The following is a 13,436-nucleotide window of genomic DNA, read 5'->3' as shown; positions in this document are numbered from 1 at the left end:
ATAGAAAAGGCCCGCCAGAAGGCGAGCTTTCAGGTCATTCTGCCGCCGCCTGCGCCTTGTGTCCAGGACGCCGGCGAAGCAATTCCTTGAGGAACTGGCCCGTGTAGGAACGGTCGACCTCGACAATGTCTTCCGGCCTGCCGACTGCCACGATCTCGCCGCCGCCATCACCACCATGCGGTCCAAGATCAATGACCCAGTCAGCCGTCTTGATGACTTCGAGATTGTGCTCGATAACCACGACTGTATTGCCCTGATCAACAAGCTCATGCAGCACTTCGAGCAGCTTTGCCACATCGTGGAAATGTAGGCCCGTCGTCGGTTCATCGAGGATGTAGAGGGTGCGGCCCGTGGCCTTGCGTGACAATTCCTTGGCGAGCTTGATGCGCTGTGCCTCGCCGCCCGACAGGGTATTGGCCTGCTGGCCGACGTGAATGTAGCCGAGCCCAACCTTGGCCAGCGTCTGCAGCTTGTCGCGCACGGCCGGGACCGCGGCGAAAAACTCCGCACCTTCCTCCACAGTCATGTCGAGCACATCAGCGATCGATTTGCCCTTGAACAACACTTCCAGCGTCTCGCGATTGTAGCGCTTGCCATGGCAAACATCGCAGGTGACGTAGACGTCCGGCAGGAAGTGCATCTCGATCTTGATCACACCATCGCCCTGGCACGCTTCACAGCGTCCACCTTTGACATTGAAGGAGAAGCGGCCGGGTTGATAGCCGCGGGCCTTTGCCTCCGGAAGCCCGGCAAACCAATCGCGGATTGGCGTGAAGGCTCCCGTATAGGTTGCGGGGTTCGAGCGGGGCGTGCGTCCAATCGGCGACTGGTCGATATCGATGACCTTGTCGAGAAACTCCAGCCCTTCAATGCGGTCATGATCTGCCGGATGTTCCCGCGAGCCCATGATACGGCGCGATGCCGCCTTGAACAAAGTCTCGATCAGGAATGTCGACTTGCCGCCGCCGGAAACACCGGTGACAGCGGTAAACGTGCCGAGCGGAATCTCGGCCGAGACGTTTTTCAGATTGTTGCCGCGAGCACCAACGATCTTGATGCGCTTCTTCGTTGTCTTGCGCCGCTCGGAGGGTACGGCCACTTCGACCTGTCCTGACAGATATTGGCCCGTGAGCGAGTTCGGGCTGGCCATGATGTCGGCGGGTGAACCTTGCGCTATGATCTCGCCGCCGTGAATGCCGGCGGCCGGGCCGATATCCACGACGTAATCCGCTGTGAGGATTGCATCCTCATCATGTTCAACCACGATGACAGTGTTGCCAAGGTCGCGCAGATGGCGAAGTGTCTTGAGCAATTGCTCATTGTCGCGCTGATGCAGGCCGATGGACGGCTCGTCCAGCACATAAAGCACGCCGGTCAGGCCTGAGCCGATCTGCGAGGCAAGGCGGATACGCTGGCTTTCGCCGCCGGACAGCGTGCCGGAATTGCGCGACAGTGCCAGGTAGTCGAGGCCGACATCGTTGAGGAAGCGCAGGCGCTCGCGGATTTCCTTGAGAATCCGCGCGGCAATCTCGCTCTGCTTTTCGTTAAATGTCTTGTCGATGTCGCGGAACCAGGCATCGGCATGACGGATGGATTTTTCGGTGATCTGGCCGATATGCAGGCCGCCGATCTTCACCGCCAGCGCCTCTGGCTTTAACCGGTAGCCATTGCAGGCGGGGCAGGGCGTGCCGGACATGAAACGTTCAATCTCTTCACGCGACCAGGCGGAGTCCGTTTCCTTCCAGCGGCGTTCGAGATTGGGGATGACGCCCTCGAACGGCTTGGTCGTGCGGTAGGAACGCAGGCCGTCATCATAGGCGAATTGGATCTCACGGCTACCTGTTCCGTAGAGAACCGCTTGCTGGGCATCCTCGCTCAAATCACGCCAGCGGTCGCCGACCTTGAAGCCGTAGGCGGAGCCGAGCGCTTCCAGCGTCTGGTGGTAGTATGGCGAACTCGACTTCGACCAGGGCGCGATGGCACCGTTCTTCAGCGTCAGGCTTTCGTCGGGCACGATCATTGTCGGATCGATGGCCTTCTGGGTGCCGAGGCCGTCGCAGGTCGGGCAGGCACCGAAGGGATTGTTGAAGGAGAACAATCGCGGCTCGATTTCAGATATCGTGAATCCGGAAACAGGGCAGGCGAACTTCTCCGAAAACATCACACGTTCATGAGTGTCATTCTTGGATTTGTTGGCGGATTCGCTGGCCGTTTCGTCGGCCGGAAGCGGCTTGTCGGCGAATTCTGCGACAGCGATGCCCTCCGCGAGCTTCAGCGAAGTTTCCAGACTGTCCGCCAGGCGCGCTGCTATATCAGAACGGACCACGATGCGGTCGACCACGACGTCAATGTCGTGCTTGTATTTCTTGTCGAGCGCTGGAACGTCGGCAATCTCATAGAATGTGCCATCGACCTTGACGCGCTGGAAGCCGCGCTTCTGCAGGTCGGCCAGTTCCTTGCGGTACTCACCCTTACGGCCGCGCACGATCGGCGCAAGAATGAAAAGGCGGGTGCCTTCGTCCAATGCTAGAACACGATCGACCATCTGGCTGACGGTCTGGCTTTCGATCGGCAGACCGGTTGCCGGCGAATAGGGGATGCCGACGCGCGCATAGAGCAGGCGCAGATAGTCGTAGATTTCCGTGACAGTACCGACAGTCGACCGGGGATTGCGGCTGGTTGTCTTCTGCTCAATGGAAATTGCTGGCGACAGGCCGTCGATCTGGTCGACGTCCGGCTTCTGCATCATCTCGAGAAATTGCCGCGCATAGGCGGACAGGCTCTCGACATAACGCCTCTGCCCCTCGGCATAGATCGTGTCGAATGCGAGCGACGACTTACCCGAACCCGAAAGGCCGGTCATGACAATCAACTTGTCGCGCGGCAGATCGAGATCAATGTTCTTCAAATTGTGTTCGCGGGCGCCGCGAATGGAAATGTATTTCTGATCGCTCATGTGTGTTTGCCTTTGAGAGGGCGCGCTATTTGGAAGGAGTTATGGCCCTCGGCGAGAGGCTTATCTATATTTAGAAAGCCTCTTCCAATTTGCGAGGTCAAACCCTGTTGGAATCAACATAGCCATGTTGACATTGTTAGAGCAAGTGATAGAACAAAAAAAGAACAAATTGTGGATGCTCTACTGACATAGCGCTGACAGGGTATGAAAGCAGTCTTGTTCGAGCGTTGGCAGTAAAAAACCAGGTGCCTTGTGGTTCCCGGCGGCATTGGAAGTGTTGAATGTCTCCTGACAAATCTGGCAGGAGGAATTCAACGGCCAGCGAAGCGGGCGTGACCCGGGACTGTATATTGTGGATAGCGGTAATCAGTTGCCCGCCTTGAATGCGGCTTCTGTATGATGGCGCAAATTTTAAAAGCGGAATTTATGGAGTTCAGGTCATGGCAGGCAGTGTCAACAAGGTCATTTTGGTAGGAAATCTTGGCGCTGACCCGGAAATCCGGCGGTTGGGTTCAGGCGACCCGGTCGTCAACCTTCGTATCGCCACGTCGGAAAGCTGGCGTGACAAGAACAGCGGCGAGCGCAAGGAGAAGACCGAGTGGCACAGCGTCGTCATTTTCAATGACAACCTTGCGAAGGTCGCCGAGCAGTACCTGAAGAAAGGCATGAAGGTCTATCTCGAAGGTGCGCTGCAGACCCGCAAGTGGCAGGATCAGACCGGCAATGACCGCTATACGACGGAGGTCGTGTTGCAGAAGTTCCGCGGCGAATTGCAGATGCTCGATTCACGCGGCGAAAATGCTGGCGGCGGCCGCTCCTTCGACAACAGTTCCGGCCGCGGGCAGGTATCCGACAATGATTACGGTTCGGATTTCGGTCGCTCCAGCGCATCGTCTAGCAGTTCGTCCGGTGCGGGCGGAAATTTCTCACGCGATCTCGACGATGAGATCCCGTTCTGAGATATCGATGCAATAAACATCAAATGAACGCCATCAACGCCCAGTCATGATCAGTGATCTGGGCGTTTATGCAGGGCTTTTCGCAATCGCCTTCGCTGCGGCGACCGTATTTCCGATGCAATCCGAAGCGGCGCTTGCAGGACTTCTTCTCAGCAATTCGTATTCACCGGTAGCGCTGATCGCCGTGGCCAGTGTCGGCAACGTGCTTGGTTCCGTGGTCAACTGGCTGCTCGGCCGGGCAATTGACAGGTTTCGCGACCGCAAATGGTTTCCCGCCAGCCATGCGCAACTCGATCGTGCTGCGTCCTGGTATCATCGTTATGGCCGGTGGACGCTTCTGTTGAGCTGGGCCCCGATCGTCGGCGATCCACTCACGGTGGTTGCCGGTGTCCTCCGGGAACCCTTGCCGAGCTTCCTCGTCCTCGTGACAATCGCAAAGACCATGCGATATCTCGTGGTCTTCATGCTGGCGCGAGGCTGGCAGTTCATATGAGCGGCGAGAGCGGCGTCAAGATTTCGCCATGTACTGCGCGAGGATGACCCACCCATCTCGACACCAATTCCGGAGTTCCCATGAACGGACCCAGCCCCGACAACAAGCATCCCATGCAGGGGTTTCCTCAGGTGTGCTTTATCAAGAACACGATCACCAACCCCAACATTGTCGGCGACTATACGTATTACGATGACCCGGAGGATTCAGAGAATTTCGAACGTAACGTCCTCTATCACTTCCCGTTCATCGGCGACAAACTGATCATTGGCAAGTTTTGCGCCCTGGCCAAGGGTGCGCGCTTCATCATGAATGGTGCAAACCACAAGCTCTCCGGAATATCCACCTATCCCTTTCAGATCTTCGGCAATGGCTGGGAAAAGGTAATGCCGAAACCCGGCGAACTGCCGTACAAGGGCGACACAATCATCGGCAATGACGTATGGATCGGCTATGAGGCGTTGATCATGCCGGGCGTCAGGATTGGCAATGGCGCCATCGTTTCATCGCGTGCCGTCGTCACCGCCGATGTCCTGCCCTATACGATCGTAGGCGGCAATCCTGCAAAGCACATCAAAAGCCGTTTCGAACCGGATGTCGTACGTAAGCTCGAGGCGTTGGCCTGGTGGGACTGGCCAGTCGAAAAGATCAGCAGCAACCTGCAGCACATCGTGTCCGCTGACATTGATGCGCTGAGCGCCTGTACTTGAAGTGCACCCGTCACGGATGCATTCTCGCGCCTTTGGTGACCTTGTCGACCAGCTTTTTCTCCGCCCGCATGGCGATACCGACGACCTTTGCATCATCCGGAGTGAATTCCGCAAAGACGGCGCGGTTTGCCGCGTCATGGCCGGTGGCAAACATCTCCTCGACATAGACACACGTTCTTATGTCCCGCTCGAGCGAACGGCGATGGATTGTTGAAATCGTTGGCTGATTTGCCGCCAATACGATCACCGGTTGAATGGAAAGCGGATTGTAGACGTTGCCGGCGCGATCGCGATAGGGCTCGCCGATTACCTCTGGGGATTGGGCCACAATGCCGCTGGTCAGGAAAGCCGTGACATTCAGCGCCTGCCAGGAGGCGAGGTCGTCTCGCAACACGATTGCAATTTTAGTATCGAACATCGATATATTTCTCCGAAGTTCATGAAGAGTTGACCTTATGCTAGACGTTCTAAGGGATGAGTCCGCGCGCAGTCTTGGACGATTGTGCGAGTTGCCCGCGCAGGATGCGATTATGGCTGCGCCCTCCAATCCCGGATTGGAGAGGATTGAGGCACGCTTCGCGGGCGACGGCTATGATCTTCACCGGCATGATACTTACGCGATCGGCATTACCCTGCACGGCGTGCAGACATTCTGGTATCGCGGTGAGCGGCGCTACAGTCTGCCGGGCAATATCATCGTGCTTCATCCGGATGAGGTCCATGATGGCGGCGCAGGAACGGATGACGGCTTGCGCTACCGCATGCTTTATCTGGAGCCGGCGCTTGCACTGCGCGCGCTCGGAAGCCGCGCCGGTTCGCTGCCATTCGTCAACGATCCGGTATTTGCCGACCAATCAATGACAGCCACCTTGTCGGCCGCCCTTGGCAATCTGGATGAGGAACTGGATGAACTGCTTGTTGACGACGTCGTGTCTCAGCTGACGCAAGGACTGGCCCGGCATGCACGGCAGAACGTCAAGTCAGTGGGCGCCCTGGCAGTACGGCAGACCGAGTTGGCGCGCGATTATCTCGAAGAACATGCCTTGCGCCTTGTCAGATCAGATGAGCTTGAGGCCGTAAGTGGCCTTGATCGCTATGCTTTATCTCGAAATTTTAGGGCGCTCTATGCCACAAGTCCACACCGGTTTCTGCTGATGCGCCGCCTGCAACGCGCACGCGAGATGATCAAAGCGCGCGAACCCTTGGCCGAGATTGCTGCTGCGACTGGCTTTAGTGACCAGAGCCATCTCAACCGGCAATTCAAGAAAGCGTTCGGTCTAACGCCGGGGCGCTGGGCAGGGTTGACGGGTGCCAGTGCAGGTTGAGGGTGCGATTGTCGATGCAAAGACGGTCTGATAGACATTGGCGCACCTCGCGCAATGGAGCCATGTCATGACGACCCAGACGCCAGCAACGCCGCAGCATCGTTTGGTCATCGTTGGCGGGGGCTTTGGCGGACTGGAGACCGTCAACTACCTTCGGAACACGGACATCGCGATCACCCTGATCGATCAGCGCAATCACCATCTCTTCCAACCCTTGCTCTACCAGGTGGCGACATCGACACTGGCGACATCGGAAATTGCCTGGCCGATCCGGCATCTTCTGCGCAAATACAAGAAAGTCAAAACGTTGCTGGGTACGGTCGAAAGCGTCGATACGGCTGCCCGGACCGTGGTAACAGCGGATGGCGAGGCAATTCCCTATGACACGCTGGTGTTGGCAACGGGCGCCCGCCATGCCTACTTTGGCCATGACGACTGGGAGCCCTATGCGCCGGGTCTGAAGACGCTGGAAGATGCGACGACAATCCGCCGGCGTATACTCACTGCTTTCGAAGCGGCAGAGCGTGAACCAGATCCAGGGCGACGCGGAGAATATCTGACGTTCGTCATCATTGGCGGTGGTCCAACGGGCGTTGAGGTCGCCGGAACGATCGCCGATCTGGCCCGCGATACGCTTAAGGGTGATTTCCGGGTGATCGATCCGGCAACAGCGCGGGTCATCCTGATCGAGGGCGGGCCGCGGGTGTTGTCGGCGTTCAGTGAAGACATGTCAGCCTATGCAAAGCAGGCTCTTGAAAAGCTTGGCGTAACCGTCCACCTCGGCAATCCCGTCACGGAATGTCATGCCGACGGCGTTGAATTTGGCGGCCAATCGCTGCGCGCCAAGACCATTATCTGGGCAGCGGGCGTGCAGGCGTCGCCCGCAGCCAAATGGCTGAACGCACCGGCGGACCGCGCCGGGCGGGTGATGGTCAATGCGGATCTGACGGCGCCCGGGCACCCGGAAATTTTTGTGATTGGCGATACTGCGACAGTCGCCAATGGCGGCAAAGGCATGGTGCCCGGCATCGCACCGGCGGCGAAGCAGCAGGGTGTGCATATCGCCAAGACAATCAAGGCGAGGCTTGCCGGGGATCAGAGGCCGAGACCGTTCACATATCGTCACGCGGGCGATCTGGCGACGATAGGCAAACGGGCCGCAGTCACGGATTTCGGCTGGATCAAGCTCAAAGGCTATATGGCTTGGTGGCTCTGGGGCCTCGCGCACATCTACTTCCTGATCGGGCTGCGCAACCGGTTGGCGGTGGCCCTGAGCTGGTTGTGGATCTCGATAACCGGCGCCCGCAGCGCACGATTGATTACCCAGAAAGATGCCGCCGAGGAAGTTGGGGTCAGGAGTCATACACCTTAAGAGCAACTTGCTTATTCAGGCATTTGGGTAGCGAATCTGGAGTGGAGGGATCGATCCCTGACGGGGGTGATTTTGGGCAGATTTGGCGCTTTCACGATTGCGCTTATCCTGATGCATCCGGCATCCGCCGGGGCAGGAGAGCGGGCTTGTGGAAGCCGCGAGCCGATTGCCACAATGTACGAGCTTGGCCCGGCTCTCTATTCCTGTTGGAAACCACCGCGCGGGACGGAGAACCTGGAAATTACACTCCGTTTTGCCCTGCGCCGTGATGGCAGCATGATCGGAAATCCGCGCGCGAGTTACGCTAAACTTGGTCAGGATATGCCGCTGAAGCGGGCATTTGTGGCCTCGGTGCTCGAGGCGCTGTATCAAAACCTGCCGCTGCCGATCACCGATGATTTCGGCGGCGCCATTGCCGGGAGGCCGATCACGCTGCTCTTCAGCACAGCCGACGAAAGCACGACGGCAGACACTTCATTGTAATTAGCCGGGATCAGCTGAGAACGAGTGTCTTGATGCCATCCGCTACGAACTGGACGGCAAGGGCGGCAAGGATGACACCGAGCAGACGGGTCAGGATTGAGCGCCCGGTTTCGCCGAGAAAGCGATCGACGCGTTCGGCAAGCAGGAACACGACATACGACGCAGCGATACAAACCAGGATGATAGCGATCAGTGCCAGACGTGAGGTGGCATCAGACAGCGTGCCTGCAAGAAGAATGGTGGCCGATATTGCACCAGGGCCTGCGATAAGCGGAATGGCGAGCGGAAAGGCGGCGATGTTGCGGATGTGATCCTTGGTGATCGCAACCTCTGCGCTCTTCTCTTTTCGTTCATTCCGCCGCTCGAAGATCATCTCGAAAGCGATCCAGAACAGCAGCAGCCCACCGGCGATACGAAATGCGCCAAGCGTTATGCCAAAAAGTGCCAGGATCTGCGCACCGGCGACAGCAAAGAGTGTCAGGACCATGAAAGCAATAAGGCTTGCGCGCAGGCCAACCTGGCTGCGTTCCTTGCGATTCATGCCGCGCGTTAGCGCCAAAAAGAGTGGCGCCAGACCCGGTGGATCGATCGTCACCATAAGGGTCACGAACGCATTGAGGAGGGTATCATAAAACGCCACGATTTTGCTTTTCTTTGCTGATTAAAGCTGAGCCAACCTACCGGATTCGCTATCCAACGTCGAGAAACATGGAAATCTGCACCCAAGTTTTTCAGTGCATTAGAAAATCTATTTTATCTAATTGATATTAAAGGGTTTTCAGCTGTGCATTACGTCCCCGTTTGTTGGCTTTTCAGTTCGAAAGCCGCTATAAGATCAAAGATTGATTCTATACGAAAGATGAGTGCCTCGTGTCTGACCTAACCCCACCTTCCGGCCCCGAAGACGATAAATCCGGACCAAATTCCGGTATTGAGCCGATTTCCATCATTGAGGAAATGCAGCGCTCCTATCTCGATTATGCGATGAGCGTGATCGTCAGTCGTGCGCTGCCCGATGTCCGTGATGGTCTGAAGCCAGTGCACAGACGCATCCTGCACGCGATGAACGAAATGGGCCTGTCGTGGAACAGGTCCTACCGCAAGTCGGCGGGTGTCGTCGGTGAAGTGATGGGTAAATACCATCCACACGGCGACGCATCGATCTATGACGCGCTTGTCCGTATGGCACAGGATTGGTCGCTGCGTGACCCGCTGGTCGACGGACAGGGCAATTTCGGATCGATCGACGGCGACTCGCCTGCGGCGATGCGGTACACCGAATGCCGCCTGGAGAAGGTGACGGAATCGCTGCTCGAGGACATCGACAAGGATACAGTCGATTTCCAGGATAATTATGATGGACGCGAGCAGGAGCCGGTGGTTCTGCCGGCGCGCTTCCCCAATCTGCTTGTCAACGGTTCCGGCGGGATCGCGGTCGGTATGGCTACGAACGTGCCGCCGCACAATCTTGCCGAAGTCATCAATGGTTGTATCGCGCTGATCGACAATCCGGCAATCGACTTGCCGGAACTGATGGAGATCATTCCCGGACCGGATTTCCCGACCGGTGGCATCGTCCTTGGCCGCTCTGGGATCTATTCCGCCTACAGCACCGGCCGCGGCTCGATCCTGATGCGCGGCAAGGTTGCGATCGAGAGCATGCGCGGCGACCGCGAAGCCATCATCATCACCGAGGTGCCCTATCAGGTCAACAAGGCAACGATGATCGAGAAGATGGCCGATCTCGTGCGTGAGAAGCGCATCGAGGGCATTTCGGACATTCGCGATGAATCGGACCGCGACGGTTATCGCGTCGTCGTCGAACTCAAGCGTGATGCGGTGGCCGACGTCATCGTCAACCAGCTTTACCGTTTCACTCCATTGCAGTCTTCTTTCGGCGCAAACATGGTGGCGTTGAATGGCGGCAAGCCGGGTCTGCTCAATCTTCTTGATATTTTGCGCGCCTTCGTCAGTTTCCGTGAGGACGTGGTCAGCCGCCGTACCAAATTCCTGCTGCGCAAGGCGCGTGACCGCGCTCATGTCTTGGTTGGTTTGGCCATTGCTGTCGCCAATATCGACGAGATCATCGCCTTGATCCGCCGTGCACCGGATCCGGCAACAGCCCGCGATCAGTTGATGGAACGGCGTTGGCCGGCCAATGATGTGGCACCGCTGATCACGCTGATCGCCGATCCGCGCCATACTCTTAATGACGACAATACCTACAATCTGTCTGAAGAGCAGGCGCGTGCCATTCTCGATCTGCGTCTGCAACGCCTTACCGCCCTTGGACGCGATGAAATCGCCGACGAACTCAACAAGATTGGCGTTGAGATCAAGGACTACCTCGAAATTCTAGCGTCGCGTCTGCGGATCATGGGTATCGTCAAGGACGAGCTCGTTGCTATCCGTGACGAATTCGGCACACCACGCCGCACCGAGCTTACCGACGGCGGCGCGGATATGGACGATGAAGATCTCATCGCCCGCGAGGACATGGTCGTGACGGTCAGCCATGCCGGCTATATCAAACGCGTACCGCTGGCGACTTATCGTGCACAGCGCCGTGGCGGCAAGGGCCGTTCCGGCGTGACGATGAAGGATGAGGATTCGGTGACACGGCTGTTTGTGGCCAATACGCACACGCCAGTGCTGTTCTTCTCGTCACGCGGCATCGTCTATAAGGAAAAAGTCTGGCGTCTGCCAATCGGTACGCCCCAATCACGCGGCAAGGCTCTGATCAACATGCTGCCGCTTGAACAGGGCGAACGCATCACCACGATAATGCCGCTACCGGAGGACGAAGCAAGCTGGGCGAATCTCGACGTGATGTTTGCCACGACGCGCGGCACTGTCCGCCGCAACAAACTTTCGGACTTCGTCCAGGTCAATCGCAATGGCAAGATTGCGATGAAACTGGAGGAAGAGGGCGATGAAATCCTCAGCGTCGATACGTGCGATGAGTTCGACGATGTCCTGCTAACCGCTGCCGGCGGCCAGTGCATCCGCTTCCCGGTGACGGACGTACGCGTCTTCGCCGGCCGCAATTCGATCGGCGTGCGCGGCATTACGCTAGCGCCCGGCGACAAGATCATCTCCATGTCCATTCTCGGCCATGTGGACGCCAGTCCGGCGGAACGTTCAGCGTACCTCAAGCAGGCAGCCGCCGAGCGCCGAGCCCAGGGTGCGGATGATGTGGAGGAAATCGCTCTGGTGGGCGAGGAAGCCACGGACGTTGCTGATCTTTTGCCTGAACGGTACGCAGAGCTGCGCGATCGCGAACAGACAGTGCTTACCGTCAGCGAATATGGTTATGGCAAGCGTTCTTCGTCCTATGAGTTCCGCGTTTCCGGACGTGGCGGCAAGGGCATTCGCGCAACCGATACGTCAAAGACCGACGAAATCGGCAAGCTTGTCTCATTGTTCCCGGTTGAAGCTTCAGACCAGATTTTGCTTGTTTCCGATGGCGGCCAGCTGATCCGCGTGCCGGTCAACGGCATCCGCATTGCCGGTCGCTCCACCAAGGGCGTCACGATCTTCAACACGGCTGATGGCGAGAAAGTAGTCTCGGTCGAGCGGATTTCGGAAACCGAAAGCGATGATGTCGAGGCGGAAACGGCTGTGCAAGGCGAGACTTCCTCCCCAAATACGACGGACGGTACCGGGGAGGTCTAAGAGCGTCAGATCACGCGATCAGAGATCGTGGCGATGATGATACACACCAAAGCGGGAGGTTCTTAACGGAGCTTCCCGCTTTTTGTTCTCTTCTACAATCATGACAATCGCGGAAACGATCATCGCAACCATCATGGCAATGCTCAGAAGAATAAACATAAATGTGTCCCTTCGATCTTGCACTCATTCTTGGTTAGCAACGTGCTAACCTCGAAATGGTTTCATTCGATTGTCTCACGTGTAGTTGAACGCGACTGAACGCTTGCTGATTGGTTTGTTCATCTGCCGTTCATCTGGTTGCCAGCGAACCATTGAAAGCGCCGAACAAAACGGCTAGGTAACCCGCATGACAAACGCGATCTATGCCGGATCATTCGATCCGATCACCAATGGCCATATGGACGTCTTGCAAGGCTCGCTCCGGCTTGCGGACAAGGTATTCGTCGCAATTGGCATCCATCCCGGCAAGGCTCCGCTGTTTTCATTCGAAGAGCGCGTAGATCTGATCAATCGCGTCGCAGCCGAGGTTTTCGGCAAGGACAGCAGCCGCCTCGAGGTGATTGCCTTTGACGGCCTGCTGATTGATGCCGCACGCAAATATGGCGCATCCCTGATGGTGCGTGGACTTCGGGATGGCACAGATCTCGACTACGAGATGCAGATGGCGGGCATGAACGGCAAGATGGCGCCGGAACTGCAAACGGTGTTTCTCCCTGCTGATCCCTCGGTTCGCACCATTACTGCCACATTGGTTCGCCAGATTGCCGCCATGGGCGGCGACGTTCGGCATTTTGTTCCTGCTCTTGTCGCCGAGGCGCTTGAGACAAAATTCAAATCCTGATTTTCGTGGAGACTTTCATGTCCTTTTTCCGCACAGCGCTGGTTGTTGCTGCCGTTTCTTCTCTGTCATTTGCCACGTTGAACCAAGGTTGGGCCGATGACGCAAACACCATGACGATCAAGCTCAAGGACGGCGATGTCAAAATCGAGCTGCTTCCCGATCTTGCACCCAAGCATGTCGAGCAGATCAAGGCGCTGGCCAAGGAAGGCGCCTATGATAATGTCGTGTTCCACCGGGTTATTCCAGGCTTCATGGCCCAGACTGGCGACGTGCAGTATGGAAATACAGAAAAGAGCTACAATCCGCAGGCTGCGGGCACCGGCGGTTCGACGCGTCCCGATCTGCCTGCCGAGTTCTCGAAGGAGCCTTTCGTACGCGGCGTCGTCGGCATGGCCCGCGCACAGAACCCCAATTCTGCCAATTCCCAGTTCTTCATCATGTTCAAAGAGTACCCTTCGCTGAACGGCGAGTACACGGTCGTTGGCAAGGTCACGAGCGGCATGGATGTTGTCGACAAGATCAAGAAGGGTTCGGAGGCAGATAATGGCGCCGTCGAGAATCCGGACAAGATGATCAAGGTAACTGTCGGAAAATAATCAATTTAGACAAGGAGATTGCCGGA

At 57.2% G+C, this 13,436-nt stretch carries 13 protein-coding genes; 9 read left to right on the top strand and 4 right to left on the bottom strand.

What is annotated here, in order from left to right; translation table 11 throughout:
* Nucleotides 1–34: 34 nt before the first annotated feature.
* On the bottom strand, nt 35–2,956 hold the full coding sequence (gene uvrA, locus CU102_RS08845; RefSeq protein WP_106710728.1) for an excinuclease ABC subunit UvrA: 2,922 nt from the start codon (nt 2,954–2,956) through the stop codon (nt 35–37).
* A 440-nt stretch (nt 2,957–3,396) separates the two neighbouring features.
* On the opposite strand from uvrA, the gene CU102_RS08840 reads away from it, so the two are divergent.
* The 3 genes from CU102_RS08840 to CU102_RS08830 all read left to right on the top strand — a co-directional run bounded on the left by CU102_RS08840 (nt 3,397) and on the right by CU102_RS08830 (nt 5,118).
* On the top strand, nt 3,397–3,915 hold the full coding sequence (locus CU102_RS08840) for a single-stranded DNA-binding protein (protein ID WP_106710807.1): 519 nt from the start codon (nt 3,397–3,399) through the stop codon (nt 3,913–3,915).
* Nucleotides 3,916–3,964: 49 nt separating this feature from the next.
* Nucleotides 3,965–4,408, top strand: coding sequence for a YqaA family protein (locus tag CU102_RS08835; RefSeq protein WP_106710806.1), 444 nt, complete (start codon nt 3,965–3,967; stop codon nt 4,406–4,408).
* Between the two features lie 80 nt (nt 4,409–4,488).
* Nucleotides 4,489–5,118: a Vat family streptogramin A O-acetyltransferase gene (locus tag CU102_RS08830; RefSeq protein ID WP_106710727.1), complete on the top strand. Its 630-nt coding sequence runs from the start codon at nt 4,489–4,491 to the stop codon at nt 5,116–5,118.
* Nucleotides 5,119–5,128: 10 nt separating this feature from the next.
* On the opposite strand, the gene CU102_RS08825 is transcribed toward CU102_RS08830, so the two are convergent.
* The gene (locus CU102_RS08825) at nt 5,129–5,536 is read right to left on the bottom strand and encodes a DUF2000 family protein (protein WP_106710726.1); all 408 of its coding nucleotides are present in this window, start codon (nt 5,534–5,536) and stop codon (nt 5,129–5,131) included.
* Nucleotides 5,537–5,573: 37 nt separating this feature from the next.
* On the opposite strand from CU102_RS08825, the gene CU102_RS08820 reads away from it, so the two are divergent.
* From CU102_RS08820 to CU102_RS08810, 3 genes are all read left to right on the top strand, one after another.
* A complete protein-coding gene (locus CU102_RS08820; protein ID WP_106710725.1) occupies nt 5,574–6,443 on the top strand; it encodes an AraC family transcriptional regulator in 870 nt (289 codons plus the stop codon).
* A gap of 67 nt (nt 6,444–6,510) precedes the next feature.
* On the top strand, nt 6,511–7,815 hold the full coding sequence (locus CU102_RS08815; protein WP_106710724.1) for an NAD(P)/FAD-dependent oxidoreductase: 1,305 nt from the start codon (nt 6,511–6,513) through the stop codon (nt 7,813–7,815).
* Between the two features lie 66 nt (nt 7,816–7,881).
* Complete coding sequence (locus CU102_RS08810; RefSeq protein ID WP_425351533.1) at nt 7,882–8,298, top strand: hypothetical protein; 417 nt, start codon at nt 7,882–7,884, stop codon at nt 8,296–8,298.
* Nucleotides 8,299–8,308: 10 nt separating this feature from the next.
* Here the strand turns inward: CU102_RS08810 and CU102_RS08805 are convergent, their stop codons facing one another.
* Nucleotides 8,309–8,938 carry a MarC family protein gene (locus tag CU102_RS08805; RefSeq protein WP_106710723.1) on the bottom strand — a complete coding sequence of 210 codons (630 nt, stop codon included), beginning with the start codon at nt 8,936–8,938 and terminating at the stop codon, nt 8,309–8,311.
* A 317-nt stretch (nt 8,939–9,255) separates the two neighbouring features.
* Here CU102_RS08805 and gyrA point away from each other — a divergent pair, with 317 nt between their 5' ends.
* Complete coding sequence (gene gyrA, locus CU102_RS08800) at nt 9,256–11,973, top strand: DNA gyrase subunit A (RefSeq protein ID WP_106710722.1); 2,718 nt, start codon at nt 9,256–9,258, stop codon at nt 11,971–11,973.
* A gap of 18 nt (nt 11,974–11,991) precedes the next feature.
* Here the strand turns inward: gyrA and CU102_RS29765 are convergent, their stop codons facing one another.
* Nucleotides 11,992–12,132: a hypothetical protein gene (locus tag CU102_RS29765; RefSeq protein ID WP_166648331.1), complete on the bottom strand. Its 141-nt coding sequence runs from the start codon at nt 12,130–12,132 to the stop codon at nt 11,992–11,994.
* A gap of 187 nt (nt 12,133–12,319) precedes the next feature.
* Here CU102_RS29765 and coaD point away from each other — a divergent pair, with 187 nt between their 5' ends.
* Complete coding sequence (gene coaD, locus CU102_RS08795; RefSeq protein WP_106710721.1) at nt 12,320–12,814, top strand: pantetheine-phosphate adenylyltransferase; 495 nt, start codon at nt 12,320–12,322, stop codon at nt 12,812–12,814.
* Between the two features lie 17 nt (nt 12,815–12,831).
* The gene (locus tag CU102_RS08790) at nt 12,832–13,410 is read left to right on the top strand and encodes a peptidylprolyl isomerase (protein WP_106710720.1); all 579 of its coding nucleotides are present in this window, start codon (nt 12,832–12,834) and stop codon (nt 13,408–13,410) included.
* Nucleotides 13,411–13,436: the final 26 nt, after the last annotated feature.

This window comes from Phyllobacterium brassicacearum, assembly GCF_003010955.1.
GTDB lineage: Bacteria > Pseudomonadota > Alphaproteobacteria > Rhizobiales > Rhizobiaceae > Phyllobacterium > Phyllobacterium brassicacearum.
Note: the sequence above shows the minus strand (reverse complement) of the source record. Positions and strands in the feature narration are given on the sequence as shown.

Excerpts from the sequence above, each read along its gene's own strand:
- uvrA (WP_106710728.1), bottom strand. The coding sequence starts at position 2,956 with ATGAGCGATCAGAAATACATTTCCATTCGCGGCGCCCGCGAACACAAT.
- CU102_RS08840 (WP_106710807.1), top strand. The coding sequence starts at position 3,397 with ATGGCAGGCAGTGTCAACAAGGTCATTTTGGTAGGAAATCTTGGCGCT.
- CU102_RS08830 (WP_106710727.1), top strand. The coding sequence starts at position 4,489 with ATGAACGGACCCAGCCCCGACAACAAGCATCCCATGCAGGGGTTTCCT.
- CU102_RS08825 (WP_106710726.1), bottom strand. The coding sequence starts at position 5,536 with ATGTTCGATACTAAAATTGCAATCGTGTTGCGAGACGACCTCGCCTCC.
- CU102_RS08820 (WP_106710725.1), top strand. The coding sequence starts at position 5,574 with ATGCTAGACGTTCTAAGGGATGAGTCCGCGCGCAGTCTTGGACGATTG.
- CU102_RS08815 (WP_106710724.1), top strand. The coding sequence starts at position 6,511 with ATGACGACCCAGACGCCAGCAACGCCGCAGCATCGTTTGGTCATCGTT.
- gyrA (WP_106710722.1), top strand. The coding sequence starts at position 9,256 with ATGCAGCGCTCCTATCTCGATTATGCGATGAGCGTGATCGTCAGTCGT.
- CU102_RS29765 (WP_166648331.1), bottom strand. The coding sequence starts at position 12,132 with ATGTTTATTCTTCTGAGCATTGCCATGATGGTTGCGATGATCGTTTCC.
- coaD (WP_106710721.1), top strand. The coding sequence starts at position 12,320 with ATGACAAACGCGATCTATGCCGGATCATTCGATCCGATCACCAATGGC.
- CU102_RS08790 (WP_106710720.1), top strand. The coding sequence starts at position 12,832 with ATGTCCTTTTTCCGCACAGCGCTGGTTGTTGCTGCCGTTTCTTCTCTG.